The following is a 26141-nucleotide window of genomic DNA, read 5'->3' on the forward strand; positions in this document are numbered from 1 at the left end:
AGACGCTGTATTCAGTCTCTGAATGGAGCGTCACATGTTGACTCAGTCTCGGCGCCTTGCCAGTATTGCGTATCGCCAATTTGGCGATACGCTCGGTGGCATGTCTACTAAATATCGATTCAGAGATACCTATCGCATTCAGTTGCGGGAAAGGGATCATCCTCCGCCCCATGTCCACCTCACGGGTAGCGGAGTGGATGTGGTCCTGAGCCTGGAGACCGTCGAAGTCATGATGGGGCGGGCGCCGCCATTGATCATAAGGAAGCGCTGGACTGGGTCAGGGCTCATCAGGCGCAACTGCTAGAGGACTGGCAACGATGCTACCCATGAAACGGCCGCGGCTATTGGCCGTGCAGCCTGTATTGCCGTTCAGCCTGGACCTGACGTTCATCGACGGTCAGCGACTGAGGCTGGACTTGAGCGCCGATGTACAACGTTATCCCGGCTTGCAGCCTCTGTTGAAAGACGAAGCGTTTGCGGGCGCAATTTTGGGCGACGATGGCTGGAGCGTGGAATGGCCAGAACTGGATATCCAGATCGGTGCCGATACGTTGTATCTGGATGCACTGGCGCAGAACGCCGTGGACGAAAATACCCGCATCTTCATCGGTTGGCGTGCCCGCACCGGCCTGCCGCTGAGCCAGGCGGCTGAAGCGCTGGGGGTCAGTGCTCGCAGCATCAGCCGCTACAGCAGTGGCCGTGAGGCTGTGCCGCGTTCGTTGGCCCTGGCGTGCCTGGGCTGGGACTCGTTGCAACGTAAAGGCGCAAGTGTGGCCGCGGAACCGACCGGCCGTTACACCGTCACGCGCAAACCTTAGTCGGCCGCCGGCGGCGGTTGTTCATAACGGGCATTGAAGGCCTGGACGAAACCGTTGCGCAGTATCTGCAGGAAGGCTTCGAAGGCGCTGATGTCCTGCTGGTGAACATTGCCGCTGAGTTCCACCCGGGTGGCGAACTGGTTCTTGCGCTGGTTCTTGAGGGCCGTTTCACCTGTGCCGACCAGCGCTTCCCAGACCGAGCGGAAGATGTTCTTGTTCTGGTTTTCCACGTCCTGCTGCCAGTCGAACACGTCGACATCACGCAGCAATGGCTTGATGTAGCCGCTGAGCCGGGCATTGTCGGCTTCAGCCTCGACCACCAGGTCGCCGTGGCCAGCATTGAAATCGAACTTGCCATAGGCCGCGGCGAAATCGTTCAGGCGCCTGAGCTCGATGTTTCTGGCCCGCAGGCGGAAATCGAAATCTTCGAAATCGCTCAAGGGGTCGAAGGTGGCCTGCATTTCCAGGGGCGCATGTTCGGCCACCAGGGCCTTGCCTTCGAAACGGGCGTCGCGCTTGCCTTCGGTGTCGACCACGTTGGTCAGGTTATAGAAGCTGGCGTTGACGTCGGTGGCCCGCAGATTGACCGGTGGCTTGGAGTTGAAATTGCGAAAGGTGACCTTGCCATCCCTGATGCGCACTTCGTTGAAGGTGATGGGCAGCAGTTTTTCCAGTTGCTCGCGCCAGTTGGTGCCCCGGCCGGTCTGGGAGTTCTGGCGGTTGGCGCCGCCGTCGACGAAGTTCACTTCGGGGCGGGCGAATTCCACCTCGGCCACCACCGCATGGTCGTACCACAGCGAGTGCCAGCTCACCGACAGGTCCACCAGCGGTGCGGTGACGAACGGCACCGGGACCTTGCCGTCGACCTTGACGATTTCCAGGCCGTTGATCCGGTAGGCACCGCGCCACAGGGCCAGGTCTACGTCGGTGATCTGGCCGCGATAATCGCCCATGTTGGCCAGTTTATCGTTCAGGTAGTCGCGTACCAGGTAAGGCAGGGTGAAGTGCAGGGCCACGAGCACCGCGACGAGGGTGGCGAACACCCACAGTGGCCAGCGGTATCGACGCTTCATGTCAGTCAGTCTCCAGCGTTTGTTGGGGGAGCGCCTCCTAATGCCATTGACTGTCGCAACAACGGGAACGTTCGGTGCAACTGGACGCCCATGGGCAACAGGCATACCTTTAAAGGCTTAAATTCTCGCCCCATCAAGGACCCAGCCATGAGCCGTATATTCGCTGACAACGCCCATTCCATCGGTAATACGCCACTGGTGCAGATCAACCGCATTGCGCCGCGCGGTGTGACCATCCTGGCCAAGATCGAGGGGCGCAACCCAGGGTATTCGGTCAAGTGCCGGATCGGCGCGAACATGATCTGGGACGCTGAAAGCTCGGGCAAACTCAAACCGGGCATGACCATCGTCGAACCGACTTCGGGTAACACCGGGATCGGCTTGGCGTTCGTCGCCGCCGCCCGTGGCTACAAACTGATGCTGACCATGCCGGCCTCCATGAGTATCGAGCGCCGCAAGGTACTCAAGGCCCTGGGGGCGGAGCTGGTGCTCACCGAACCGGCGAAGGGTATGAAGGGGGCCATCGAGAAGGCCGCCGAGATTCTGGCCAGCGATCCGTCCAAATACTTCATGCCGCAGCAGTTCGATAACCCGGCGAACCCGGCGATCCACGAAAAGACCACCGGCCCGGAAATCTGGAACGACACCGACGGTGCGGTGGACGTGCTGGTAGCGGGCGTGGGCACCGGCGGAACCATTACCGGGGTTTCGCGGTATATCAAGAACACCTGCGGTAAGCCGATCCTGTCGGTGGCGGTCGAGCCTGAGGTTTCGCCAGTGATTACCCAGGCGATGGCGGGTCAGGAGATCAAGCCCAGCCCCCACAAGATCCAGGGGATCGGCGCCGGGTTCGTGCCCAAGAACCTCGATCTGTCGATCGTCGACCTGGTCGAGCGGGTCACTGACGACGAATCCAAGGCCATGGCCCTGCGCTTGATGCAGGAGGAAGGCATCCTCTGCGGGATTTCCTGTGGCGCGGCGATGGCCGTGGCCGTGCGCCTGGCGCAAAAGCCGGAAATGCAGGGCAAGACCATCGTCGTGATTCTGCCGGACTCGGGCGAGCGGTACTTGTCGAGCATGTTGTTCAGCGATCTGTTTACCGAGCAGGAGACTCAGCAGTAATCGTGAATTCACTGCGAGGGTGAGAGAGCCCTGCTGTGGGAGCAAAGCTTGCTCGCGATATAGGCACCTCGGTTCCTGGCAGACCGCATTATCTTCATCGCGGGCAAGCCTTGCTCCCACGGAGAGCCTGCCTACAAAGGTTCATTTAGCGGTGTTTTGACCGGCGTCAGCCAAGGTTCAGGTGGCGCCTGTTAGAAAGTGTTTATTGCGTTTTACTCAACAGAGAATGTTGCGTCAGACGGTTTTTACCCGGGCCACGAATGTTTAACATGGTCCTCGGCTACGTCGGGCAGTAGGCGTTGCGTCAGTTGTTTTTGGACAAGGAGTTGTAAAAATGACCGTTTCGTTTATCGCCAAGGCCTCGGTGTTGCTGCTGTTTTTGGGCAGTACGCTTTATGTGCATTTGCGTGGCAAGGCGCGTTTGCCGGTGTTGCGTCAGTTCGTCAACCATTCGGCGCTGTTCGCCCCCTATAACGCCTTGATGTACCTGTTCTCCGGCGTGCCCTCGAAGCCTTACCTGGATCGCAGCAAGTTTCCCGAACTGGATGTGCTCAAGGACAACTGGCAAGTCATTCGCGACGAGGCCATGCACTTGTTTGACGAGGGTTACATTCGCGCCGCCGAGAAGAACAACGACGCCGGTTTCGGCTCGTTCTTCAAGAAGGGGTGGAAGCGTTTCTACCTCAAGTGGTACGACAAACCGCTGCCGTCCGCCGAGTTGCTTTGCCCCAGGACGGTCGAGCTGGTCAGCCGGATCCCTAACATCCGGGGCGCGATGTTTGCCCTGTTGCCCGGTGGCAGCCATCTGAATCCACATCGAGACCCCTTCGCCGGTTCGTTGCGTTATCACCTGGGGCTGTCCACGCCCAATTCCGATGACTGCCGTATCTTCGTCGACGGTCAGATCTACGCCTGGCGCGACGGCGAAGACGTCATGTTCGATGAAACCTATGTGCACTGGGTCAAGAACGAAACCCCACAGACCCGCGTCATCCTGTTCTGTGATGTCGAGCGGCCCTTGAAAAGCCGGCTGATGACCCGCCTCAACCGCAGCATCAGCGCATTCCTCGGCCGCGCCACCGCGCCACAGAACCTGGACGATGAACATGTCGGCGGCATCAACCGGGCCTATGCCTGGAGCAAGTCGTTCAGCGACGGCATCAGTGGCCAGGTCAAGCAATTCAAGCGCAAGCATCCCAAGGCGTATCGGGTGATGCGGCCCGTGTTGGCGGTGGCGGTGCTGACGGCGCTTGGTTATTGGTTGTTCGTTTAAAACATTGCGCAGTCCATCGGGCGCTGGTTATAGTCAGCGCTCTTCGGGTTTTCCAACCCACCCTTCAAGAGATCGGCTCATGCCTGCATCCCCTGTCATCGCGGTCGTGGTTCCAGCGTTCAACGCTGGCGTCCTGCCGTGTGGGAATCAGCAGCCTGCGCAGATCGGTCAATACCCTCCACCTGTCCGTAGCTCATCGGTGTACGCCGTCGTATCACCGCCGGGTGTTGGCATTCAGGGCTGATCGGCAACGGTTGCCATCCCCTGTGCCCGCCTGAAAAAACTACTGGACTTCAGCCTCGGCTGAGTTGGCTTTTTGCCTGACTACAGGTGGTATCCATGTATTCGCTTTCCAAAAACGCCTTATTGGCGGCGGCTTCCACGAGCCTGTTCGTTTTGCTGTGGAGCAGCGGGGCGATCTTTTCCAAGCTGGGCCTGGCCCACGCTTCACCCTTCGCCTTTTTGCTGATCCGATTTGCCATCGCACTGTTCGCGCTGGTGCTGTTGATTCCGTTGCTCAAGTTCAAGCTGCCCAAGACCGGTAAGCCGATGCGGTACGCGGTAACCACCGGGCTGGTGCTGCTGGGCGCCTATCAGATTTTTTATCTGCTGGCGCTGCAAATGAGTGTCACGCCCGGGGTCATGGCCACCCTGATGGGGGTGCAACCGATCCTGACCGTGGTGCTCATGGAACGTCAGCGTTCCTGGTCGCGGATGTTCGGCCTGGTGCTGGGCTTGGTCGGGTTGGTCATGGTGGTGTACCAGGGCATCGGCCTGGCCGGCATGTCCCTGGCGGGGATGGTGTGCGGGTTGCTGGCGCTGGTGAGCATGACGGCCGGCTCCATCATGCAGAAGCGCATCACCGACAACCCACTGGGCACGCTGCCGGTGCAGTACCTGGCCGGATTGGTACTGTGCGCAGCGTTCGTGCCGTTCCAGCCGTTTCACTTCGAATACAGCGCGGGGTTCTTCGTGCCGGTGTTGTGGATGGGGCTGGTGGTGTCAGTGTTGGCGACGTTGTTGCTGTACCGTTTGATTGCTCGCGGCAACCTGGTGAACGTCACCAGCCTGTTCTACCTGGTGCCGGCGGTGACGGCGATCATGGACTACCTGGTGTTCGACAACCGCCTGGCGTTGTTGAGCTTGCTGGGGATGGTGCTGATCATCGTGGGGTTGGTGTTTGTGTTTCGTAAAAGTCGCTGAGCCTTGGATGCTCGCTGACTGAACAACCGCTATCGCGGGCAAGTCTTGCTCCCACAGGTTATGTGTAGTCCTTGTGGGAGCAAGGCTTGCCCGCGATGGCATCTCGCGCTGCGCCAATGAACTACCGGGCAGACGCTTCAGCCCGGCTTCGCGACTGAAGGCTTCAACACCAACCACAACGCCGCCGCAATCAGCACCCCGCCATACAAATGCGCCATCCCCAACGGCTCATCCAGCAGCAACGCCCCCCACAGCACGCCGAACGGCGGGATCAGGAACGTCACGGTCATGGATTTGACCGGACCGATGGAACTGAGTAAGCGGAAGTACAAGATGTACGCCAGCGCGGTGCACACCAGGCCCAGCCCCAGCAGTGACAACCAGACGCTCCAGCCACCCCAGCTGGCCGGCGGCTGGCTGATGACGCTGTAGCCAAACAGCGGCAGCAAGAACACCGTGGCGCCAAACATGCTGCCCAGGGCCGAGAGACGGCTGTCCAGGCCACCTTGGTGATCGAGCCAGCGCCGGGTGAGGAAACCGGCAAAGCCGTAGCAGGTCGTGGCCAGCAGGCAGGCGAGGGCGCCCATCAACAGTTGCAGGTCGAACGCCACCGGGCCGGCGCGGGTCAGGATGCCAACGCCGAGCAGCCCCAGGAAGACACCGCTGACCTTGGCCAGGGTCAGTTGCTCGCTGAAGAACAAGCCTCCGATCACCACGCCCATCAACGGCGTGGTGGCATTGAAGATCGCCGAGTAACCGGCCGGCAGCACCTGGGCCGCCAGCGAATAGAACGTGGCCGGAATGCCCGAGTTGATCAGGCCTAGCACCATGACGACTTTGAGCTTGCCGCGAAAATTCCAATCGACGCGCATCAGGGCCAGGATCACCAGCAGCCCGACGAAGGCGATGGACACGCGAAAGAACGCAGTGGGGATGGTGCCAATGACGGGGGCGATGATGCGCATGAACAGGAAGCTGGCCCCCCAGATGGCGGCCAGTGACAGTAAACGCAGGATATCGACGAGGTTCACGAGCCACTCCTTCCTTGATGGGGTGGCAAGTGTCGCCGCCCTGTATACCGATGGCAATGGTTGCGTTGCCGCGTAATTGGCCTCTAAGCTCAGTCGCCAATAACAAGCATGACTCGCCGAGGTTTACTTTATGCCGCAGCCATGGCCCGCCCTCGAAATCGCCCGTTCGATCCTCGACGGCTTCGACGATTATCGTGAGCATTTCCGGCAGATCACCGACGGCGCCCGCGCCCGGTTCGAGCAGGCCCAGTGGCTGGAGGCCCAAGCGGCTTCGGCGGCGCGGATCAATTTATATGAAGAAAAGGTCTTCGAAACCGTCGCCAAACTGCATAAGGCCTTCGATGACGAAACACTGATGGACGTGGGCTGCTGGCCGCTGGTCAAAAGTGCCTACATCAGCCTGATCGACCTGCGCTTCGACGATGAGCTGTCGGAAACCTGGTACAACTCGATCTTCTGCGGGCTGTTCAGCCACGATCTGATCAGCGATGGCACCATGTTCATCCACACCACCCGGCCCAGCCTGCGCCGGGCTCGCGCCGCCCAGACCCGCACCTACAAGCCCCAGGGGCAGTTGGACCGGATGCTGGCGAGTGTGTTCGCCGACTACCGTTTCAGCGAGGACTACGCCGATTTGCCGGGCGACCTGCAGCGCCTCGAAGCGCAGTTGCGCGAGAACCTGCCGGACTGGGTCTGCAAGGACCCGGAACTGACCGTGGAGTTGTTTTCCTCGGTGCTCTACCGCAACAAGGGCGCCTACCTGGTGGGGCGGATCTACACCCGTGATGAGCAGTGGCCGCTGGTGATTCCGCTGTTGCACCGCGAGGGCCGGGGTATTCAGATCGATGCGCTGATCACCGACGAGGCGCAGGTGTCGATCATCTTCTCGTTCACCCGCTCGTACTTCATGGTGGATGTGCCGGTACCAGCGGAATTCATCGGCTTTCTCAAGCGCATCCTGCCGGGCAAGCACATCGCCGAGCTGTACACTTCCATCGGTTTCTACAAGCACGGCAAATCCGAGTTCTACCGGGCGCTGATCAACCATCTGGCGAACACCGACGACCAGTTCATCATGGCCCCCGGCGTGCGCGGCATGGTCATGAGCGTGTTCACCCTGCCGGGCTTCAACACGGTGTTCAAGATCATCAAGGACCGTTTCTCACCGTCGAAAAACGTCGACCGGGCCACGGTGATCGAGAAGTACCGACTGGTGAAAAGCGTCGACCGGGTCGGGCGTATGGCCGATACCCAGGAGTTCGCCGATTTCCGTTTTCCCCTGAGCAAGTTCGAGCCGGCCTGCCTGGAGGAACTGCTGGAAGTGGCGCCGTCCACGGTGTCGGTGGAAGGCGAGACAGTGTTGATTCGCCACTGCTGGACCGAACGCCGGATGACGCCCCTGAACCTCTACCTGGAAAACGCCAACCCGGACCAGGTACGCGAGGCGCTGGAAGACTACGGCCTGGCGATCAAGCAACTGGCGGCGGCCAATATCTTCCCCGGCGACATGCTGCTCAAGAACTTCGGCGTGACCCGCCACGGTCGCGTGGTGTTCTACGATTACGATGAAATCTGCTTTCTCACCGAAGCCAACTTCCGCCACATCCCCGAGCCCCGCACACCGGAAGACGAAATGGCTTCCGAACCCTGGTATTCCATTGGCCCGCTGGACGTCTTCCCCGAAGAGTTCCCGCCGTTCCTGTTCGCCGACGCCGGGCAGCGCAAGCTGTTCGACCAGTTGCACGGCGAGTTGTACAACGCCGACTACTGGAAAAGCCTGCAGGAGGCGATCCGGGCAGGGAAGGTGATCGATGTGTTTCCGTATCGGCGCAAGGACCTGGACAGCGAATAACCTCGAAATCTGCGCAAACCCTGTGGGAGCGAGCTTGCTCGCGATAATGGTGTGTCAGTCAACATCAACGCTGGCTGATCCACCGCTATCGCGAGCAAGCTCGCTCCCACAGGGTATGGCGGCAGGCAGGCTGCCATGTGTCGGCGCAACGGCCGCAAATCTGCGACAATCGCCCCCTTGCTCAAACCGACGACCCTTGCGTACCTGATGACTGACCAAGCTCCCGCTATCGACAAGCTGCTGAAAAACCTCGACCACGCCATGCTCGCCGACCGTCACCGGTTGCGGCGCCAGTTGCTCGAGCTGCGCAAGAAACCCGACGAGGCCAAGCTGGCCCAGTGGGTGACGCGCATGCAGGCGTCGTGCGACCAGGTGCTGGCGCGCAAGGCGAGCCTGCCGGTGATTCGCTACGACGACAATTTGCCGATCGCCGCCAAGCGCGACGAAATCAAGGAGGCGTTGCTCAAGCACCAGGTGCTGATCATCGCCGGCGAGACCGGCTCGGGTAAAACCACGCAGTTGCCGAAGATCTGCCTGGAAATCGGTCGCGGCCAGCATGGCTTGATCGGCCACACCCAGCCGCGTCGGATCGCCGCCCGCAGCGTCGCAAGCCGTGTGGCAGAGGAACTGGCCACGCCGTTGGGGGCGCTGGTGGGTTATCAGGTGCGCTTCGAAGACCAAAGCGACGCCAATACCCTGATCAAGCTGATGACCGACGGCATCCTGTTGGCCGAGACCCAGAACGACCGTTACCTCGAGCGCTACGACACGATCATCGTCGACGAAGCCCACGAACGCAGTCTGAATATCGACTTCCTGCTTGGCTACCTCAAGACCCTGCTGCCGCGCCGTCCCGACCTGAAAGTCATCATCACCTCGGCGACCATCGATCTGGAACGTTTCTCCAAGCACTTCGACGACGCGCCTATCGTGGAAGTCTCCGGTCGCACCTTCCCGGTGGAAACCTGGTATCGCCCGCTGACCCTGGAGCAGGACGAGGAGGGCAATCGGGTCGAGGACGACTTGACCGTCGACCAGGCGATCCTCGCCACCCTCGATGAAATCGCCGCCTATGAGCGCAGCGAGCGCCGCAGCCCCGGGGATGTGCTGGTGTTCCTGCCGGGCGAGCGGGAGATTCGCGACGCGGCGGAGATGCTGCGCAAGGCCCAGCTCAAGCACACCGAGATCTTGCCGCTGTATGCGCGATTGTCGCCGGCCGAGCAACAACGGATCTTCCAGTCCCACCCGGGCCGTCGGGTGGTGCTGGCGACCAACGTCGCCGAAACCTCGCTCACCGTGCCGGGCATCCGCTACGTGATCGACAGCGGTACCGCGCGCATCAGCCGCTACAGCTATCGGGCCAAGGTCCAGCGCCTGCCCATCGAGGCCATTTCCCAGGCCAGCGCCAACCAGCGCAAGGGTCGCTGCGGGCGGGTCGAGCCGGGGATTTGCGTGCGGCTGTACAGCGAAGAAGATTTTCTTGGGCGGCCGGAATTCACCGACCCGGAGATCCTGCGCACCAACCTGGCGGCGGTGATCCTGCAGATGCTGCACCTGCGCCTCGGCGAGATCACCGATTTCCCGTTCATCGAGCCGCCGGATGGCAAGGCCATCAGCGACGGCTTCAACCTGCTGCAAGAACTCTCGGCGGTGGACCGCAACAGTCAGCTGACCCCGCTCGGTCGGCAGTTGGCGCGCCTGCCGGTGGACCCACGCATGGGCCGCATGCTGCTGGAAGCGGCGAAGCTGGGCAGTTTGCAGGAAGTGTTGATCGTCGCCAGCGCCATGTCGATCCAGGACCCGCGCGAGCGTCCGCCGGAACGCCAGCAAGCGGCCGACCAGGCCCACGCTCAATGGAAAGACGCCGACTCGGACTTCGCCGGGCTGGTCAATTTGTGGCGCGGTTTCGAAGAGCAGCGCCAGGCCCTGACCGCCAGCCCACTGCGCAACTGGTGCCGCAAGAACTTCCTCAATTACCTGCGCCTGCGTGAGTGGCGTGATTCCCATCGCCAGTTGAGTTTGATCTGCCGCGACATGCAGTTGAGCCTCAACAAAGACCCGGCCGACTACCCGAAGCTGCACAAAGCGGTGCTGTCGGGTCTGCTCAGTCAGATCGGCCAGAAAACCGAAGATGGCGATTACCTCGGCGCTCGCCAGCGGCGGTTCTGGGTTCACCCGTCGTCGGGCCTGGGCAAAAAGCGCCCGCAGTGGCTGATGACCGCCGAGCTGGTGGAAACCACCAAGCTGTACGCGCGCATGGTGGCCAAGATCGAACCGGACTGGATCGAGCCGTTGGCCGGGCACCTGATCAAGAAAAACCACTTCGAACCCCACTGGGAGAAGAAGCGCGGGCAAGTGGTGGCCTATGAGCAGATCACGCTGTTCGGGCTGATTGTCGTCGGTCGGCGGCCGGTGCACTACGGGCCAGTGGACCCGGTGGTGTCGCGGGAGTTGTTCATCCGCGAGGCGCTGGTGCGCGGCGAGATCCAGTCCAAGGCCAAGTGCCTGGGCGCCAATACCCGCTTGCTGGAGCAACTCGACGAGCTGGAAGCCAAGGCTCGTCGCCGCGACATCCTGGCGGACGAGGAAACCCTGTTTGCGTTCTATGACGCGCGTTTGCCGGCCGAGATCCACCAGACCGCGACGTTCGACAGCTGGTACCGGATCAACAGCCAGAAAGACCCGCAATTGCTGATCATGCGCGAGGAAGACGTGCTGGCCCGCGAAGCCAGCGAGGTCACCGCCACGCAGTACCCCGACACCTTGCGCGTCGGTGACCTGACCTTGCCGCTGAGCTATCACTTCGAGCCCAATCACCCGCGCGACGGGGTGACGCTGCGGGTACCGGCGCCGCTGCTGCCAATGCTGCCGCCGGAACGCCTGGAATGGTTGGTGCCAGGAATGATCGAGGCCAAATGCATCGCCCTGGTGCGCAACCTGCCCAAGGCCTTGCGCAAGAACTTCGTGCCGGTGCCGGACTTCGTCAAGGCGGCGCTGCAACGCATCACCTTCGCTGAGGGCTCGTTGCCGCAATCCCTGGGCCGCGAACTGCTGCGCATGACCGGTGCGCGGGTCAGCGACGAAGCCTGGGCCGAAGCGGCCCAGCAGGTGGAAAGCCATCTGCGCATGAACCTGGAAATCGTCGACGGCCAGGGCAAGTTCCTCGGCGAGGGCCGCGACCTGGCCGAGTTGACGGCACGCTTTGCCGAAGCCAGCCAGGCGGCCTTGGCCGTGCCGCAAACGGCAAAAAGCCAGGCACCGGTGGAGGCGAAGGTCTTCGCACCGGTGGCCGAGAAAACCCAGCAGAAGATCGCCGGGCTGTCGATGACGGTTTATCCGGCGCTGGTGGAAGAGGGCGGCGTGGTCAAGGAAGGGCGTTTCCCGACGCCGGCCGAAGCCGAATTCCAGCATCGCCGCGCCTTGCAGCGCTTGCTCATGCAGCAATTGGCCGAATCGGCGAAGTTCCTGCGCGGCAAGCTGCCAGGGCTGACGGAACTGGGCCTGCTGTACCGCGATTTGGGTCGCATCGACGGTCTGGTGGAAGACATCCTGCTCGCCAGCCTCGACAGTTGCGTACTCGAAGGTGAAACGAGCCTGCCCCGTGACGGCGCCGCCCTGGCGGCCCTGGCCGAGCGTAAGCGCGGCGGCTGGACCGAGCACGCCGAACGCCTGGCGAGGCTGACCCTGGACATCCTCAAGCTCTGGCACGGCCTGCAAAAACGCTTCAAGGGCAAGATCGACCTGGCCCAGGCCGTGGCGCTGAACGACATCAAGCAACAACTCAGCCACCTGGTGTACCCAGGCTTCGTGCGGGAAACCCCGCATCAGTGGCTCAAGGAACTGCCGCGTTACCTCAAGGCCATCGAGCAACGTTTCGAGAAGCTCGGCAGCCAGGTGCAGAAAGACCGGGTCTGGAGCGGCGAACTGTCGAACCTCTGGGCTCAATACCAGGCCCGCGCCAGCAAGCACGCCCAGGAAGGCAAGCGCGACCCGCAACTGGAGTTGTACCGCTGGTGGCTGGAGGAATACCGGGTGTCGCTGTTCGCCCAGCAGTTGGGTACCAAGGTGCCGATTTCCGACAAGCGCCTGGGCAAGCAGTGGGGGTTGGTGGAGGGTTGATCAGACAGATTGGGTAACACCTGTGGGAGCGAGCTTGCTCGCGATAGCGGTGAATCAGCCAGCATTGATGTTGACTGACCCACCGCTATCGCGAGCAAGCTCGCTCCCACAGGGTAGGGTGTTGTAGTGAATGGAGAATGGGCCAAACCCCAGCGTTTATGGCAAACTTCGCGCCTATAAATGCCGGTCCCGTGATTTTGAGCTTCAATGCCACGGGCGGATCCGGAATAAAGCGATGCCAGGGCTGCTTCCCCGGATGGGAAAAGTCCCTTTGTGTATTGGTACGTCGGTGCCAATACTTTCTGCCTGAACAGATCAGAGACACGACCCATGCATAACGTCGTCATCAGCGGCACCGGCCTGTACACCCCGGCCAACAGCATCTCCAACGAAGAGCTGGTGCAATCTTTCAATACCTATGTCGCGCAATTCAACGCCGACAACGCCGATGCCATCGCGCGCGGTGAAGTCGAGGCCTTGACCGAATCCAACGCCGCGTTCATCGAAAAGGCCTCCGGTATCAAGAGCCGCTTTGTCATGGACAAGGACGGCATTCTCGATCCGCAACGCATGACCCCACGCCTGCCCGAGCGCTCCAACGACGAGTGGTCGGTGCTCTGCGAAATGGCCGTTGGCGCCGCGAAACAGGCCTTGGAGCGCGCCGGCCGTACCGTCGCCGACATCGACGGGGTGATCGTCGCCTGTTCCAACCTGCAGCGTGCCTACCCGGCCATCGCCATCGAAGTCCAGGAAGCCCTGGGCATCGAAGGGTTCGGTTTCGACATGAACGTGGCCTGTTCTTCGGCGACCTTCGGCATCCAGGCCGCGGCCAACAGTGTGCAACTGGGTCAGGCCCGGGCGATCCTGATGGTCAACCCGGAAGTCTGCACCGGCCACTTGAACTTCCGCGACCGCGACAGCCACTTCATCTTCGGCGACGCGGCCACTGCCGTGATCATCGAGCGGGCGGACCTGGCGACTTCGCCGTACCAATTCGACGTGGTCAGCACCAAGCTGCTTACCAAGTTCTCCAACAACATCCGCAACAACTTCGGTTTCCTCAACCGCGCTGCGCAAGAGGGCGTCGGTAGCCGTGACAAGCTGTTCGTCCAGGAAGGCCGCAAGGTATTCCGCGATGTCTGCCCGATGGTCGCCGAGCTGATCGGTGCCCACCTGGAAGAAAACCAGCTAAACGTGGGCGACGTGAAACGCTTCTGGCTGCACCAGGCCAACCTGAGCATGAACCACCTGATCGTGCGCAAACTGCTGGGACGCGAAGCCACCGAAGCGGAAGCCCCGGTGATCCTCGACCGCTACGCCAACACCAGTTCCGCCGGTTCGGTGATTGCCTTCCACAAATACCAGGATGACCTGCCCAGCGGTTCGGTCGCCGTGCTCAGTTCATTTGGCGCTGGTTATTCGATTGGTAGCGTGATTTTGCGCAAGCATTGATCCACTGTTGCGGCGCCGAATTTTTTGTGGAAGCAAAGCCATGTGGGAGCAAAGCTTGCTCGCGAAACAGGCAACTCGGTTTATAGAGGACCGCGTCGCCTGCATCGCGGGCAAGCCTTGCTCCCACATAAACCCCTCGCCACAATAGTGATCTATCCAGCCATAGGGTGTTGAATGACGATCACCGACGACACCCTCCTGCTCCAACGCCTCCTGGCCGGTGAGCAGCAGGCCTACAAGGAACTGGTCAGCGCCTACCAGAGCCCGATGCGTGCCGTGGCCCATGCCATCGTCGGCAGCCGCCATGCCGACGAAGTGGTGCAGGACGCGTGGCTGTCGGTGGTGCGCAATCTCAGTGGCTTCCAGGGGCGCTCCAGCCTCAAGACCTGGTTGTTGACCATCACGGCCAACGCCGCCAAGGGACGCTACAAGCAGAACCGTCGGGAAGTGTTGCTCGATGACCTTCCAGCCCCCCACGGCACCCTCGGCGACGAGCGTTTCGCCGCTGACGGCCATTGGCTGCTGGCGCCGTTCGCCTGGCACCAGGACACGCCCGAAGCGTTGCTCACAATGAGTGAATTGCGCGATTGCCTGGAGCACACGTTGCTCAGCCTGTCGGAACTGCAAGGCAGCGTACTGAGCCTGCGTGAACAGCAGGGCCTGGAGTTGGACGAAATCTGTAATCTTCTGGACATTTCGCTCTCCAATGTTCGTGTGCTGTTGCATCGCGCCCGACTGAAGGTCTTCGCGACTGTTGAACATTTCGAGGAAACCGGCGAATGCTGACCTGCAAGGAACAAGTAGCGCGCTCCAGCGACTACCTCGACGGGCAATTGAGCTTTCGTGAACGCCTGATGGTGCGTCATCACCTGATGTTCTGCCCCAATTGCCGACGCTTCATCCGCCAGATGCGCCTGATGCAGGCGACCCTCAAAAAGTTGCCGCAACCACCGATTCCCGACCTGGATCACCTGGCCGAGAAACTCGCCGCCGAGCGTCGCAAAGATATCCACTAAAACTCAAAACACCACCCGACCCCTGTGGGAGCGAGCTTGCTCGCGATAGCGGTGTATCAGTCAAATCACTTCAGGCTGAACCATCGCGATCGCGAGCAAGCTCGCTCCCACAAGGCTTTCCGGTTATTCCCATTCGAAGTAAAAAGTTCCGCTGTCATAAAATCTTTATGTGATAGCAACTCGCCTGACACAACCGGCCGCCAAGATCCCCTCCCAACACCAGCGGGCCCAGTTCCGCGTGTTTTCTAACGCATAGACTACCAACAGGGGAATTCTTCGATGATCCGTAAGCACTTCGCAGGTGTTGCCGCCAGCGCACTGGCAATGGCAGTAACCGCCCAGGCTTTCGCCGGCACCGTCACCACCGATGGCGCCGATATCGTGGTCAAAACCAAGGGCGGCCTTGAGGTCGCTACCACTGACAAAGAGTTCAGCTTCAAGCTCGGTGGTCGTTTGCAGGCTGACTACAGCCAGTTCGACGGTATCTACACCGACAACGGCAAATCGGCCGATGCCGCTTACATCCGCCGCGGCTTCCTGGAGCTGTCCGGCGTGCTGTACACGGATTGGGCCTACACCATCAACTACGATTTCGCCCACAACAGTGGCGATTCCGACAACGGCTACTTCGACGAAGCGTCGCTGGCCTACAACGGCTTCAAGCCAGTGTCGATCAAGGTCGGTCGCTTTGACCCCGACTTCGGCCTGGAAAAAGCCACCAGCTCCAAGTGGGTGACCGCGCCTGAGCGTAACGCTGCCTACGACCTGATCGACTGGGCCAACGGCCACCAGAACGGCCTGGGTATCCAGGCTTCCAGCACCTTCGCCGACTCGTTCTACGCCTCGGCCGGCGTGTTCAGCAAGGACACCGACGACACCGACGGCGACAGCGTCAAGCAAGTCAACGGTCGCTTCGTGTTCGCCCCGATGCACGAAGCTGGCAACGTGCTGCACTTCGGTCTGAACGTAGCTTCCCGTGACGTTTCGGACACCGCGTTCGACGCACGTTATCGCTCCCGCCTGGGCATGCGTGGCGTTGAAACCCTGGGCGGCAACGATGCCGGTCCTAACGGCAACCGTCCGGTCCTGGGCGGCGCCAACAACTCGCCGGCCGGTTCGTACGACACTGACACCGCCTTCGGCCTGGAAGCTGCTTTCGCCATGGGTCCTGCGTCGATCCAGGGTGAATACATCTCCCGCAAGACCAAGGCTGACAGCGACGCCTTCGAAGACATCAAAGGCCACGGCTTCTACGTCCAGGGTGCCTACACCATCACCGGTGAGTCCCGTGGTTACAAGGTCGGCAAGTTTGATGCGATCAAGCCTCAGAACAAATCCATCGGCGCCTGGGAAGTGTTCTACCGCTTCGACAGCATGACCGTCGAAGACGACAACATCACCACTGCCTCGGCGACCCGTGAAGTGGGCGATGCCGAAGCCAAGGTGCACAACCTGGGCGTGAACTGGTACGCCAACGAAGCGGTGAAAATCACCGGTGCCTACGTCAAGGCCAAGACCGACAAAGTCACCAACGCCAATGGCGATGACGATGGCGACGGTTTCGTAGTCCGTGCCCAGTACGTGTTCTGAATCGCGCTGACTTGATACACCGCTGCACTTTCATCCGTTAAAGCTCCTTTCGACCCCGCCTCTGGCGGGGTTTTTTTTTATGTGCGGCCGGTCAGTATCGGCGATACTCGCTCCATCCGTCGTCTGGCTCTCGAGGAAACGCATGCCGCTTCACGTCTTGGACAGCCTGTCCGCCATCGCGCCTCTGGAGTGGGACGCGTTGGTGCCCGCCAACCAGCCTTTCCTGCGCCACGCCTTCCTCAGCACCTTGGAAGACAGCGCCAGCCTGGGTCCTCAATCCGGGTGGCAAGCCGAGCACTTGTTGCACATTGAAGACGGTCGTCTGCTGGCGGCTCTGCCCAGTTACCGCAAATGGCATTCCTACGGTGAATACGTGTTCGACCACGGCTGGGCCGACGCTTGCGCCCGCGCCGGCATCGACTATTACCCCAAGCTGTTGACGGCGGTACCGTTCAGTCCGGTCAGTGGCCCGCGACTGTTGGCGGCGCGGGTGGAGGACGGTCTGGAGTTGCTGGGCAGCGTGCCCGGCTACCTGGAAATCGAAGGGCTTTCCAGCGCCCACGTCAATTTCACCGATGCCTTCACCGACGCGGCGCTCGCTGGGCAGGAAGGCTGGCTGCAGCGGATCGGCTGCCAGTATCACTGGCAAAATCGCGGTTATCGCGACTTCCAGGATTTTCTCGATGCCCTCAGTTCCCGCAAGCGCAAGCAGATGCGCAAGGAACGCGAACAAGTGGCGGGGCAGGGCATCGCATTCGAATGGCTCGAAGGTCATCAGTTGGACGAGGCACAGTGGGATTTTGTCTACGCCTGTTACGCCAACACCTACGCGGTGCGTCGGCAGGCGCCGTACCTGACCCGGGCGTTCTTCAGCCTGCTGGCCGAGCGCATGCCCGAGGCCATTCGCGTGGTGTTGGCCAAGCAAGGTTCACGGCCGGTGGCGATGGCGTTCAGCCTGGTGGGCGGCGACAGTTTCTACGGGCGTTACTGGGGCTGCCTGGCGGAATTCGACCGCCTGCACTTCGAAACCTGCTTCTATCAAGGCATGGATTATGCGATTGCCCATGGCTTGCAGCGCTTTGATGCCGGCGCCCAGGGCGAGCACAAATTGATTCGTGGATTCGAGCCGGTGATTACCCGCTCGTGGCATTACTTGCGTCATCCGGGGCTGAAAGCGGCGGTGGCGGATTTCCTCGTGCGCGAGCATGAGGGGGTGCTGGCCTATGCCGAAGAGGCGAAGACAGCACTGCCTTATCGGCAGTGCTGATCTTCGCGGGTGTGACTCAGCGGTTTTCCTGGCCCAGCCAGCGGTACGAGACACCGCCGATGACGGCGCCCAGCAGCGGCGCCACCCAGAACAGCCACAGCTGCTCGATGGCCCAGCCACCGACAATCAGCGCCGGACCAGTACTGCGGGCCGGGTTGACGGAGGTGTTGGTGACCGGAATCGAGATCAGGTGAATGAGCGTCAGGGCCAGGCCGATGGCAATCGGTGCCAGCCCGGCCGGCGCACGTTTATCGGTGGCGCCGAGGATGATCAGGATGAACATCGCCGTCATGACCAGTTCGGTGACAAAACCGGCCGGCATTGAATACCCACCCGGCGAATGCTCGCCGTAACCGTTCGCGGCCAGGCCGGACGCGGCCAGGTCAAAGCCTTCCTTGCCGCTGGCGATGAAGTAGATCAACGCAGCGGCCAGCACTCCCCCTATGACTTGGGCAATGATGTAGGCAGGCAACTCCCTGGCCGGAAACCGCCCGCCCACGTACAAGCCCAACGAAACGGCGGGGTTCAAATGGCAACCCGATATATGGCCGATGGCGAAGGCCATGGTCAATACCGTCAGGCCGAACGCCAGGGCAACCCCCAGCACGCCGATCCCCGAGGCCGCCAATACCGCGCTGCCACAGCCGCCCAACCCCAGCCAGAATGTACCCAACAACTCAGTCGTTGAACGTTTGAGTAAAGACATAAGCATCCTTGATAAAACAGTCGTGATAATCGGTTATGCATCCAGCAGTATTACGACAGGTTCATCTCCAGAACCTGAGCTGAGTACAGCAGAGTGTGGCGACAAATCCAGCGGCCTAAAAAAACCGCCAGCGTCATGGACGGTGGCGGTTTTGGCCGTGGTCGGCGGGGAGTATGGGGTTGCTGTGTGGGCTAAATGGATCGTGGACAGAATTTTTCAGAATAGCGCTCGGACACTGGGCTGTGGGAGCAAAGCTTGCTCGCGATGCAGGCGCCTCGGGCCATCCGGAAGACCGCGTCATCTTCATCGCGGGCAAGCCTTGCTCCCACACGATCTCCAAAGTCTTCTGTCTGTAGAAGTCAACCCGGTTCAGTCGATCCCCACGAACCCACCGGTCTGATGCTGCCATAGCCGTGCATACAATCCGCCGTGGGCCAGCAACTCGGCATGGCTGCCGGTTTCGGCGATGCGGCCATTTTCCAGCACCACCAAGCGGTCCATCCGGGCGATGGTGGAGAGGCGGTGGGCGATGGCGATCACGGTCTTGCCTTGCATCAGCGTCTCGAGGCTTTCCTGGATCGCCGCCTCGACTTCCGAGTCCAGCGCCGAGGTCGCTTCGTCCATGATCAGGATCGGCGCATCCTTGAGCAGCACCCGCGCGATAGCAATGCGCTGGCGCTGGCCGCCGGACAGTTTCACGCCGCGCTCACCCACATGGGCATCGAAGCCAGTGCGGCCTTCGGCGTCCGACAGCAATGGAATGAACTCATCGGCGCGGGCCTTGTGCACGGCTTCCCAAAGTTGCGCATCGGTGGCGTCGGGCTTGCCGTAGAGCAGGTTGTCGCGAATCGAACGATGCAGCAGCGAGGTGTCCTGGGTGATCATGCCGATGCGCTCGCGCAGGCTTTCCTGGCCGACTTCGGCGATGTTCTGGCCGTCGATGAGGATGCGCCCGCCTTGTACGTCATAGAGGCGCAGCAGCAGGTTGACCAAGGTGGATTTACCGGCGCCGGACGGGCCGATCAAGCCGATTTTCTCGCCGGGCTTGATGGTCAGGTTCAGATCGCCGATCACCCCGCTTTTCTTGCCATAGTGGAAATCCACATGCTCGAAACGCACCTCGCCCCGGGCCACCGCCAGGGGCTTGGCCTGGTCGCGGTCGGTGACGCTGACGGGTTGGGAGATGGTCTGCAGGCCGTCCTGGACCATGCCGATGTTTTCGAAGATGCCGGTGACGACCCACATGATCCAGCCGGACATGTTGACGATGCGGATCACCAGCCCGGTGGCCAACGCGATGGCGCCGACGCTGATCAGCGACTGGGTCCACAGCCACAGGGCCAGCGCGGTGGTGCCGACGATCAGCAGCCCGTTCATGCTGGTGATGACCAGGTCCATGCTGGTTACCACGCGGCCAGCCAACTGGGCTTTTTCGGTCTGCTCCTGGATGGCTTCGCGGGCGTATTGCTGTTCGAAATTGGTATGGGCGAACAGCTTCAGGGTGGTGATGTTGGTGTAGCCGTCGACGATCCGCCCCATGAGCTTGGAGCGGGCATCGGACGACACCACCGAGCGCTCCTTGACCCGCGGCACGAAATAGCAGAGTGCGCCGATGTAGGCGGCAATCCACATCAGCAGCGGGATCATCAGGCGCCAGTCGGCTTCGGCGAACAGCACCAGCGAGCTGACGGCATAGATCAGCACGTGCCACAGGGCATCCACGGCCTGGACCGCCGAATCGCGCAAGGAATTGCCGGTTTGCATGATGCGCTGGGCGATGCGCCCGGCGAAGTCGTTCTGGAAGAAATTCAGGCTCTGCTTGAGCACGTAGCTGTGGTTCTGCCAGCGAATCAGGCTGGTCATGCTGGGGCTCAGGGTCTGGTGCACCAGCAGGTCATGCAGGGCTACGAAGATCGGCCGGAAAACCAGCGCCACCACGGCCATCCACGCCAGTTCGAGGCCGTGAAGCTTGAAGAAGTCCACATTGGGCGTGCCCTGGGTCAGGTCGATGATGCGGCTCAGGTAGCTGAACAACGCCACTTCGATCAGCGCGCCGATCAGACCGACCACCAACAGCACGGCGAAGCTGGGCCAGACCTGTTTCAGATAATAGGTGTAGAAGGGCAGGACGCGGTTCGGCGGAGCCGAGCTCGGGGCGTCGCGGAAGATATCGATCAGTGTTTCGAAGCGGCGAAAAACCATGGGTAAATGCCCTGGCAGGGGCTCTCCTTCTTGCTAATGGGCGGTGCGGGGTGACCGCGCCGCCCAGGCTTGCCGTGTGCCTCTTCAGTCGATGCGCTTGGCCGACTTGATGATCACAGGGTCGATCGGCACGTTTTGCATGCCTTGCTTGGTGGTGGTCTGGGAGTTGACGATGATGTCCACCACGTCCATGCCCTTGACCACCTTGGCGAACACCGCATAACCGGCGTCACGGCCCGGGTCGAGGAAGGCGTTGTCGGCCACGTTGATGAAGAACTGGCTGGTGGCCGAGTCCGGGTTGGAGGTGCGGGCCATCGACAAGGTGCCGCGAACGTTGTGCAGGCCATTGCTGGCTTCGTTCTTGATCGGTGCCTTGGTGTCTTTCTGCTGCATCTGCTTGGTGAAGCCGCCGCCCTGGGCCATGAAGCCCGGGATCACACGGTGAAAAATCGTGTTGTTGTAGAAACCGCTGTCCACGTACTCAAGGAAGTTCTTGGTACTGATCGGGGCCTTGACCGGGTCCAGTTCGATTTCGATCTGGCCGTTGGTGGTGTCCAGCAATACATGCGGTGCCTTGGCGGGTGTAGCGGCCATCAGGTTGGCAGCAAACAATACGGTGCCAGCGGCAAGGGCGATTTTTTTCAGCATGGGGTCAGAGATCCTGAGTGGTGGAATCGGTTGCGGTCAAAAAGTCGAGCAGGGTTTGGTTGAAGCGTTCGGGTTGATCCAGCGGGGTAGCGTGCCGTGAATCGGCGATGACCACCAGATGTGCATTGGGCAGCCGCTTTACATAGGCTTCTTTCAGCGCCACCGGGGTGTAGTCGTGGTCGGCGCAGATGACGAGGGTTGGACAGGCAACCTGTGAAAGTCGTTCCTGAACGCCCCAGCCTACGATCGCATCGAAGCTGGCGAGATAAGCACGTTTGTCGTTCTTTGCCCAGCGCCGGGCCATTTCCAGGCGCAACTCGGTTTGTTCAGGTTTGGGGAACAACTTGGCGCCCAGGGCCTTGCCGATGGTTTCCAGGCTGAGCAGGCGCATCAGGCTCCAGCGCTTGAACCATTGCCAGCAATCGTCGGGCGTGCGGACCTTGACCTCTGGCGCGCTGTTGACGATGCACAGGCTCCTGACCCGTTCGGGCTCATCCACCGCCAATTGGAAACAGATCATGCCGCCCATGGACCAGCCCACCAGATGCACCGGGCCCAGGTCCAAGTGATCGATCAGGGCGCTCAGGTCGGTGCTGAAACCTTTGATGCTGTAGCGCTCGCGGGGTTTGTCGGAACGACCGTGGCCGCGCACATCCATCACGATCAGGCGGTAACGGGCGGACAGCGCTGCAATCTGTTTTTCCCAGTCGCGGGTGCTGGAGCCCAGGCCATGGACCAGCACCAAGGGCGTGCCGTGGCCGTATTCCTCGTAGTGCAGGTTGCAACCTTCGTGCTCGAAATAGGCCATTGGAGAAATCCTTGTCAGGCTTGTTCAGGGGCGGCGAACGGCGCATCCAGCGGCGCGGTATCGAAGGTGCGCAGCAATTCGATCAGGATTTGCGTGGCTGGCCCCAGGGGTTTTTCCTTGTTTGAAAAAAGATAGAAAGTCGAGTTGCGACTGCCTCCCTGTTCCAAGGGTAGACGCTTGAGCACGCCTTCCCTGAGTTCCCGCTCGATCATGTGCCGGGGCAGCCAGGCGAAGCCCAGGCCGCTGCCGACAAAACTCGCGGCGGTGGCCAGGCTGCCCACGGTCCAGCGCTGTTCGGCGCCGAGCCAGCCGACGTCCCGGGGTTGCTGGCGACCGGAGTCGCGGATGACCACTTGCAACTGGCTTTCCAGGTCCTGGAAGTTCAGCTCGCGATTGAGGCGGTGCAGGGCATGCTCGGGATGGGCCACCGCGATGAACTCCACGTCGCTCAACTCCGCACCCAAGTAGCCGGGAATGCTGAAGCCGCTGATGGCCAGGTCGGCCACGCCTTCGAGCAGCACTTCTTCGACCCCCGACAGTACTTCTTCGCGCAGCCGCACCCGGCAGCCACGGCTTTGCGGCATGAACGCGGTCAAGGCGCGAACGAGGCGGGCGTTGGGGTAGGCCGCATCGACCACCAGGCGCACCTCCGCTTCCCAGCCTTGCTCCATGTGGTGGGCCAGGTCTTCCAATTGGCTGGCCTGTTTCACCAGTTGCCGCGAGCGGCGCAGCAGCACGCCGCCGGCTTCGGTCAACACGGCCTTGCGCCCATCGATGCGCAGCAACGGCACGCCGAGCTGGTCCTGCATGCGGGCCACGGTGTAGCTCACTGATGACTGGGAGCGATGCAGCACGTCGGCGGCCTGGGCGAAACCGCCGTGGTCGACCACCGCCTGCAGGGTGCGCCATTGATCCAGGGTTACGCGGGGCGCTTTCATATCGGGCTCCTCTTGTCCTAAGCTGGCGGTCCCTTGGTGGAGACTGCCGAATGAAGAAAATCTGTTGTGTGGTGCTGGCCTTGCTGCCACTGACTGCGTTTGCCTACCCGATCGATGTGGAAAAACACCTCAACGGCCTGAGCATCGACTACACCGCCTATGACACCGATGCCGACATCGGCTCCATCCAGGTCAACAACTACGGCAGTACCGACGCGGCCTGCACCGTCGTGTTTCGCAACGGTCCCGAGGCGCCGCGCACCCGCAAGATCGAAGTCGCCGCCGGCAAGTTCAAGAACGCCACCGCCAAGTTCAACCGCAACATCATCAAGCTGCGCATCAAGCTGACCTGTCAGCCGAAATAGCCCGGCAGCGGGGCAGGTGACATTGCTTGCTCCGCTTATAAACGAAAATATCGATGCTTTATAGCAGTTATTTGCGCTTTTTCATCGATATGCTCCCGTTTAACCTTCACTCCATCGACTGACAACATTCTCAGATGGAGCCTACAAGCCATGTCCCGCGTTCTGATCATCGAAAGCAGTGCCCGCCAGCAAGATTCGGTTTCCCGTCAACTGACCCAGACCTTCATCAGCCAGTGGAAAGCTGCACACCCGGCCGACGAAATCAGCGTTCGCGACTTGGCCATCAACCCGGTGCCGCACCTGGATGCCAATCTGCTGGGCGGCTGGATGAAGCCTGCCGAGCAGCGCAACGACATTGAAAACGCCTCCCTGGAGCGCTCCAACCAGTTGACCGATGAGCTGCTGGCCGCCGACGTACTGGTGATGGCCGCGCCGATGTACAACTTCGCCATCCCCAGCACTTTGAAGGCGTGGCTCGACCACGTGCTGCGTGCCGGCGTAACGTTCAAATACACCCCGACCGGCCCCCAAGGCCTGCTGGCCGACAAGCGCGCCTTCGTGCTCACCGCCCGGGGCGGCATTCACGCCGGTGGCAGCACTGACCATCAGGAACCCTACCTGCGCCAGGTCATGGGCTTCATCGGCATCCACGACGTGACCTTCATCCATGCCGAGGGCATGAACCTGGGCGGCGATTTCCAGGAGAAGGGCCTGAATCAGGCCAACGCCAAATTGTCCCAAGTCGCCTGATCCGTTAATCCTCGGGTAATCGCCAAGTGGTCTAGTGACTTGGCGCTTCCCTTCAAACCGTTTTGCGCATCGAACCTCCCTTTGCACTTATTGCTCCTGAGTGCATCAGCCCGATTGAACGCTTTAGCGAGATCGGGCTTTTTTTTGCCTCGATGTTCTGCACTAGACTGGGGTCAGGGTACAAACGCCATTACGGAAACAGGAGAACCCGAACCTTCTTTCAGTCGAAGCACGCCAATTACCAGCGTCGTGCCTTTCGCGGGCAGTTGATCGAGGTTGGTCAGGCACTCCAGGACGATGCCCTCTTTCGCCAGGATCTGGCTGTTGGTGGCGTAAACCGTATCCTGGCCCGGATCGACGCCATGGGTATCGATACCAACGCCAGCTATCCGGCGATGCTCAAGCAGAAAAGTGGTGGTTGCGGCACCTATGCCGGGAAAGTGCGGGCCTTTGTCATCCGCATTGATAAAAAGCCCGGGGTCGTCCCACAGGGCCTGCCACCCCGTGTAAAAAAGCACGACGCTGCCCTGATCGATGCGCCCATGAGCCTGTTCCCATTTTTCGATGTCTTGAATGCCGATCACATAGTCTGGATTGTCCCGCGCCTGGATGCGTAAATCGACCACGACGGCCGGCCGGACCAGGGACGCCGGCTCATAGGCATCAATCCCAATGGCATTGGGGTGAAAGGTGTTCGGCGCGTTCATATGGGTTGCACTGTGCTCGCCCATGCCGAAGCGCCGCAGGTAATACCCGTCCTTTTCCGGTGATGCCACCTCATTGAATGTCACCGGAGGATCGCCAGGCCAAAGTGGAATCTGCGGACTGATGATGTGGCTGAGGTCGATCACTTTTCGAAATTCAATACGCTGCATGGATTTGGCTTCCTTATCCTCGGCGAAACTTTGAGCGATGCTGATCGGACAGTACTGCGCTCAGCCTTCCTGTGCATACCCGTGACCCGAAACTAGCGGCCCATCACGCTCGCGCCCATCCCTCAAAACCGCTATCTTCGCCGCCATTCGAAACGAGGGGCGGTATGGGCTATCTACTTTTTGTGACATTGATCCAGGCGTTTTCCTTCAGCCTGATCGGCGAGTACTTGGCCGGGCATGTGGACAGTTATTTCGCGGTGCTGGTGCGCGTGGTGCTGGCGGGACTGGTGTTCATTCCGCTGACGCGCTGGCGCCAGGTGGAGCCGTCGTTCATGCGCGGCATGCTGTTGATCGGCGCCTTGCAGTTCGGCGTGACCTACGTCTGCCTGTACTTGAGCTTCCGCGTCTTGACGGTGCCTGAGGTGCTGCTGTTCACCATCCTGACGCCCCTGCACGTGACCTTGATCGAAGACGCGCTGAACCGGCGCTTCAACCCCTGGGCGCTGATCGCGGCGCTGGTGGCCGTGGCTGGCGCGGCGGTGATTCGCTACGACCGGATCAACCCGGATTTCTTCATGGGCTTCTTGCTGCTGCAACTGGCCAACTTCACCTATGCCGCCGGGCAGGTGCTGTACAAGCACCTGGTGGCCCGTCACCCGAGCGACCTGCCGCATTACCGGCGTTTCGGTTATTTCTATCTTGGTGCGCTGATGGTGGCGTTGCCGGCATTCCTGCTGTTCGGCAAGGAACATTTCTGGCCCGAAGCGCCGCTGCAGTGGGGCGTGCTGGTGTTCCTCGGTCTGGTTTCCACCGCGCTGGGGTTGTACTGGTGGAACAAAGGCGCATGCCTGGTCAACGGCGGGACGCTGGCGGTGATGAACAACCTGCACGTGCCGGTGGGGCTGCTGGTGAACCTGCTGATCTGGAACCAGCACGAGGCGCTGGGGCGGTTGCTGCTGGGTGGGTCGGTGATCTTGGCGGCGGTGTGGATCAGTCGGTTGGGGGTACGCCAGCCTCAGCCTTCACTCTAAAC

The 26141-nt window shown here is 61.0% G+C and carries 22 protein-coding genes and 1 pseudogene; 15 read left to right on the plus strand and 8 right to left on the minus strand.

Annotated elements, in window-relative coordinates; all coding sequences use genetic code 11:
- The first annotated feature begins 100 nt into the window (after positions 1-100).
- Positions 101-330 (plus strand): annotated as a pseudogene (locus PSH84_RS11970) (DUF4160 domain-containing protein).
- Complete coding sequence (locus PSH84_RS11975; RefSeq protein ID WP_305482988.1) at positions 318-818, plus strand: DUF2442 domain-containing protein; 501 nt, start codon at positions 318-320, stop codon at positions 816-818. The pseudogene PSH84_RS11970 and the gene PSH84_RS11975 overlap by 13 nt, the downstream one beginning before the upstream one ends.
- Here the strand turns inward: PSH84_RS11975 and PSH84_RS11980 are convergent.
- The gene (locus PSH84_RS11980; protein ID WP_122566116.1) at positions 815-1891 is read right to left on the minus strand and encodes a DUF748 domain-containing protein; all 1077 of its coding nucleotides are present in this window, start codon (positions 1889-1891) and stop codon (positions 815-817) included. The genes PSH84_RS11975 and PSH84_RS11980 overlap by 4 nt on opposite strands.
- A 147-nt stretch (positions 1892-2038) precedes the next feature.
- On the opposite strand from PSH84_RS11980, the gene cysK reads away from it, so the two are divergent.
- From cysK to PSH84_RS11995, 3 genes are all read left to right on the plus strand, one after another.
- Positions 2039-3013, plus strand: coding sequence for a cysteine synthase A (gene cysK, locus PSH84_RS11985; RefSeq protein WP_122566117.1), 975 nt, complete (start codon positions 2039-2041; stop codon positions 3011-3013).
- 334 nt (positions 3014-3347) lie between these two features.
- Positions 3348-4286 (plus strand): aspartyl/asparaginyl beta-hydroxylase domain-containing protein, encoded by a 939-nt coding sequence (locus tag PSH84_RS11990; protein ID WP_122566118.1) that lies wholly within the window; start codon positions 3348-3350, stop codon positions 4284-4286.
- A 339-nt stretch (positions 4287-4625) separates the two neighbouring features.
- Positions 4626-5489, plus strand: coding sequence for a DMT family transporter (locus tag PSH84_RS11995; protein WP_305482990.1), 864 nt, complete (start codon positions 4626-4628; stop codon positions 5487-5489).
- Between the two features lie 137 nt (positions 5490-5626).
- Here PSH84_RS11995 and PSH84_RS12000 read toward each other — a convergent pair whose 3' ends face one another.
- The gene (locus tag PSH84_RS12000) at positions 5627-6520 is read right to left on the minus strand and encodes a DMT family transporter (RefSeq protein WP_305482992.1); all 894 of its coding nucleotides are present in this window, start codon (positions 6518-6520) and stop codon (positions 5627-5629) included.
- A gap of 130 nt (positions 6521-6650) precedes the next feature.
- Here PSH84_RS12000 and aceK point away from each other — a divergent pair, with 130 nt between their 5' ends.
- The 7 genes from aceK (at position 6651) to PSH84_RS12035 (ending at position 17816) form a co-directional block, all read left to right on the plus strand.
- Positions 6651-8372 carry a bifunctional isocitrate dehydrogenase kinase/phosphatase gene (aceK, locus tag PSH84_RS12005; protein WP_305470175.1) on the plus strand — a complete coding sequence of 574 codons (1722 nt, stop codon included), beginning with the start codon at positions 6651-6653 and terminating at the stop codon, positions 8370-8372.
- Between the two features lie 207 nt (positions 8373-8579).
- Positions 8580-12491, plus strand: a complete 3912-nt coding sequence (gene hrpA, locus PSH84_RS12010; protein ID WP_122566122.1) for an ATP-dependent RNA helicase HrpA — start codon at positions 8580-8582, stop codon at positions 12489-12491.
- A 330-nt stretch (positions 12492-12821) separates the two neighbouring features.
- On the plus strand, positions 12822-13943 hold the full coding sequence (locus PSH84_RS12015; RefSeq protein WP_122566123.1) for a beta-ketoacyl-ACP synthase III: 1122 nt from the start codon (positions 12822-12824) through the stop codon (positions 13941-13943).
- Positions 13944-14117: 174 nt separating this feature from the next.
- The gene (locus tag PSH84_RS12020) at positions 14118-14729 is read left to right on the plus strand and encodes an RNA polymerase sigma factor (RefSeq protein WP_305482994.1); all 612 of its coding nucleotides are present in this window, start codon (positions 14118-14120) and stop codon (positions 14727-14729) included.
- Entirely contained in the window at positions 14723-14959 is a 237-nt protein-coding gene (locus PSH84_RS12025; protein WP_305470177.1) for an anti-sigma factor family protein, read from the plus strand. Before PSH84_RS12020 ends, PSH84_RS12025 begins: the two co-directional genes overlap by 7 nt.
- Before the next feature lie 279 nt (positions 14960-15238).
- A complete protein-coding gene (locus PSH84_RS12030; protein ID WP_122566125.1) occupies positions 15239-16549 on the plus strand; it encodes an OprO/OprP family phosphate-selective porin in 1311 nt (436 codons plus the stop codon).
- A gap of 142 nt (positions 16550-16691) precedes the next feature.
- A complete protein-coding gene (locus PSH84_RS12035) occupies positions 16692-17816 on the plus strand; it encodes a GNAT family N-acetyltransferase (RefSeq protein ID WP_122566126.1) in 1125 nt (374 codons plus the stop codon).
- A 16-nt stretch (positions 17817-17832) separates the two neighbouring features.
- Here the strand turns inward: PSH84_RS12035 and aqpZ are convergent, their stop codons facing one another.
- The 5 genes from aqpZ to PSH84_RS12060 form a co-directional block, all read right to left on the minus strand.
- Positions 17833-18522, minus strand: a complete 690-nt coding sequence (aqpZ, locus tag PSH84_RS12040) for an aquaporin Z (RefSeq protein WP_305482996.1) — start codon at positions 18520-18522, stop codon at positions 17833-17835.
- Positions 18523-18891: 369 nt separating this feature from the next.
- Complete coding sequence (locus PSH84_RS12045) at positions 18892-20724, minus strand: ABC transporter ATP-binding protein (RefSeq protein ID WP_305470181.1); 1833 nt, start codon at positions 20722-20724, stop codon at positions 18892-18894.
- Between the two features lie 84 nt (positions 20725-20808).
- Positions 20809-21372, minus strand: a complete 564-nt coding sequence (locus tag PSH84_RS12050) for a peptidylprolyl isomerase (RefSeq protein ID WP_305470183.1) — start codon at positions 21370-21372, stop codon at positions 20809-20811.
- Positions 21373-21376: 4 nt separating this feature from the next.
- Positions 21377-22180 (minus strand): alpha/beta fold hydrolase, encoded by an 804-nt coding sequence (locus PSH84_RS12055; RefSeq protein WP_122566130.1) that lies wholly within the window; start codon positions 22178-22180, stop codon positions 21377-21379.
- 14 nt (positions 22181-22194) lie between these two features.
- The gene (locus PSH84_RS12060; protein ID WP_122566131.1) at positions 22195-23118 is read right to left on the minus strand and encodes a PA3225 family LysR-type transcriptional regulator; all 924 of its coding nucleotides are present in this window, start codon (positions 23116-23118) and stop codon (positions 22195-22197) included.
- A 50-nt stretch (positions 23119-23168) separates the two neighbouring features.
- Here PSH84_RS12060 and PSH84_RS12065 point away from each other — a divergent pair, with 50 nt between their 5' ends.
- Positions 23169-23483, plus strand: a complete 315-nt coding sequence (locus tag PSH84_RS12065) for a 3-phosphoglycerate kinase (RefSeq protein WP_122566132.1) — start codon at positions 23169-23171, stop codon at positions 23481-23483.
- A 150-nt stretch (positions 23484-23633) separates the two neighbouring features.
- Positions 23634-24233 (plus strand): FMN-dependent NADH-azoreductase, encoded by a 600-nt coding sequence (locus PSH84_RS12070; RefSeq protein WP_122566133.1) that lies wholly within the window; start codon positions 23634-23636, stop codon positions 24231-24233.
- Positions 24234-24406: 173 nt separating this feature from the next.
- Here the strand turns inward: PSH84_RS12070 and PSH84_RS12075 are convergent, their stop codons facing one another.
- Positions 24407-25108, minus strand: a complete 702-nt coding sequence (locus PSH84_RS12075; RefSeq protein WP_305470186.1) for a cyclase family protein — start codon at positions 25106-25108, stop codon at positions 24407-24409.
- 164 nt (positions 25109-25272) lie between these two features.
- Between PSH84_RS12075 and PSH84_RS12080 the strand changes: the two genes are divergently transcribed.
- Positions 25273-26139 (plus strand): carboxylate/amino acid/amine transporter, encoded by an 867-nt coding sequence (locus PSH84_RS12080; protein WP_305470187.1) that lies wholly within the window; start codon positions 25273-25275, stop codon positions 26137-26139.
- Positions 26140-26141 lie beyond the last annotated feature (2 nt).

The sequence above is a fragment of the Pseudomonas beijingensis genome, from assembly GCF_030687295.1.
Classification (GTDB): Bacteria; Pseudomonadota; Gammaproteobacteria; order Pseudomonadales; family Pseudomonadaceae; genus Aquipseudomonas; species Aquipseudomonas beijingensis.

What these genes read in the sequence shown, in the direction of transcription:
- PSH84_RS11975 (WP_305482988.1), top strand. Translation starts at nt 318, where the DNA reads ATGCTACCCATGAAACGGCCGCGGCTATTGGCCGTGCAGCCTGTATTG.
- PSH84_RS11980 (WP_122566116.1), bottom strand. Translation starts at nt 1,891, where the DNA reads ATGAAGCGTCGATACCGCTGGCCACTGTGGGTGTTCGCCACCCTCGTC.
- cysK (WP_122566117.1), top strand. Translation starts at nt 2,039, where the DNA reads ATGAGCCGTATATTCGCTGACAACGCCCATTCCATCGGTAATACGCCA.
- PSH84_RS11990 (WP_122566118.1), top strand. Translation starts at nt 3,348, where the DNA reads ATGACCGTTTCGTTTATCGCCAAGGCCTCGGTGTTGCTGCTGTTTTTG.
- PSH84_RS11995 (WP_305482990.1), top strand. Translation starts at nt 4,626, where the DNA reads ATGTATTCGCTTTCCAAAAACGCCTTATTGGCGGCGGCTTCCACGAGC.
- aceK (WP_305470175.1), top strand. Translation starts at nt 6,651, where the DNA reads ATGCCGCAGCCATGGCCCGCCCTCGAAATCGCCCGTTCGATCCTCGAC.
- hrpA (WP_122566122.1), top strand. Translation starts at nt 8,580, where the DNA reads ATGACTGACCAAGCTCCCGCTATCGACAAGCTGCTGAAAAACCTCGAC.
- PSH84_RS12015 (WP_122566123.1), top strand. Translation starts at nt 12,822, where the DNA reads ATGCATAACGTCGTCATCAGCGGCACCGGCCTGTACACCCCGGCCAAC.
- PSH84_RS12020 (WP_305482994.1), top strand. Translation starts at nt 14,118, where the DNA reads ATGACGATCACCGACGACACCCTCCTGCTCCAACGCCTCCTGGCCGGT.
- PSH84_RS12025 (WP_305470177.1), top strand. Translation starts at nt 14,723, where the DNA reads ATGCTGACCTGCAAGGAACAAGTAGCGCGCTCCAGCGACTACCTCGAC.
- PSH84_RS12030 (WP_122566125.1), top strand. Translation starts at nt 15,239, where the DNA reads ATGATCCGTAAGCACTTCGCAGGTGTTGCCGCCAGCGCACTGGCAATG.
- PSH84_RS12035 (WP_122566126.1), top strand. Translation starts at nt 16,692, where the DNA reads ATGCCGCTTCACGTCTTGGACAGCCTGTCCGCCATCGCGCCTCTGGAG.
- aqpZ (WP_305482996.1), bottom strand. Translation starts at nt 18,522, where the DNA reads ATGTCTTTACTCAAACGTTCAACGACTGAGTTGTTGGGTACATTCTGG.
- PSH84_RS12045 (WP_305470181.1), bottom strand. Translation starts at nt 20,724, where the DNA reads ATGGTTTTTCGCCGCTTCGAAACACTGATCGATATCTTCCGCGACGCC.
- PSH84_RS12050 (WP_305470183.1), bottom strand. Translation starts at nt 21,372, where the DNA reads ATGCTGAAAAAAATCGCCCTTGCCGCTGGCACCGTATTGTTTGCTGCC.
- PSH84_RS12055 (WP_122566130.1), bottom strand. Translation starts at nt 22,180, where the DNA reads ATGGCCTATTTCGAGCACGAAGGTTGCAACCTGCACTACGAGGAATAC.
- PSH84_RS12060 (WP_122566131.1), bottom strand. Translation starts at nt 23,118, where the DNA reads ATGAAAGCGCCCCGCGTAACCCTGGATCAATGGCGCACCCTGCAGGCG.
- PSH84_RS12065 (WP_122566132.1), top strand. Translation starts at nt 23,169, where the DNA reads ATGAAGAAAATCTGTTGTGTGGTGCTGGCCTTGCTGCCACTGACTGCG.
- PSH84_RS12070 (WP_122566133.1), top strand. Translation starts at nt 23,634, where the DNA reads ATGTCCCGCGTTCTGATCATCGAAAGCAGTGCCCGCCAGCAAGATTCG.
- PSH84_RS12075 (WP_305470186.1), bottom strand. Translation starts at nt 25,108, where the DNA reads ATGCAGCGTATTGAATTTCGAAAAGTGATCGACCTCAGCCACATCATC.
- PSH84_RS12080 (WP_305470187.1), top strand. Translation starts at nt 25,273, where the DNA reads ATGGGCTATCTACTTTTTGTGACATTGATCCAGGCGTTTTCCTTCAGC.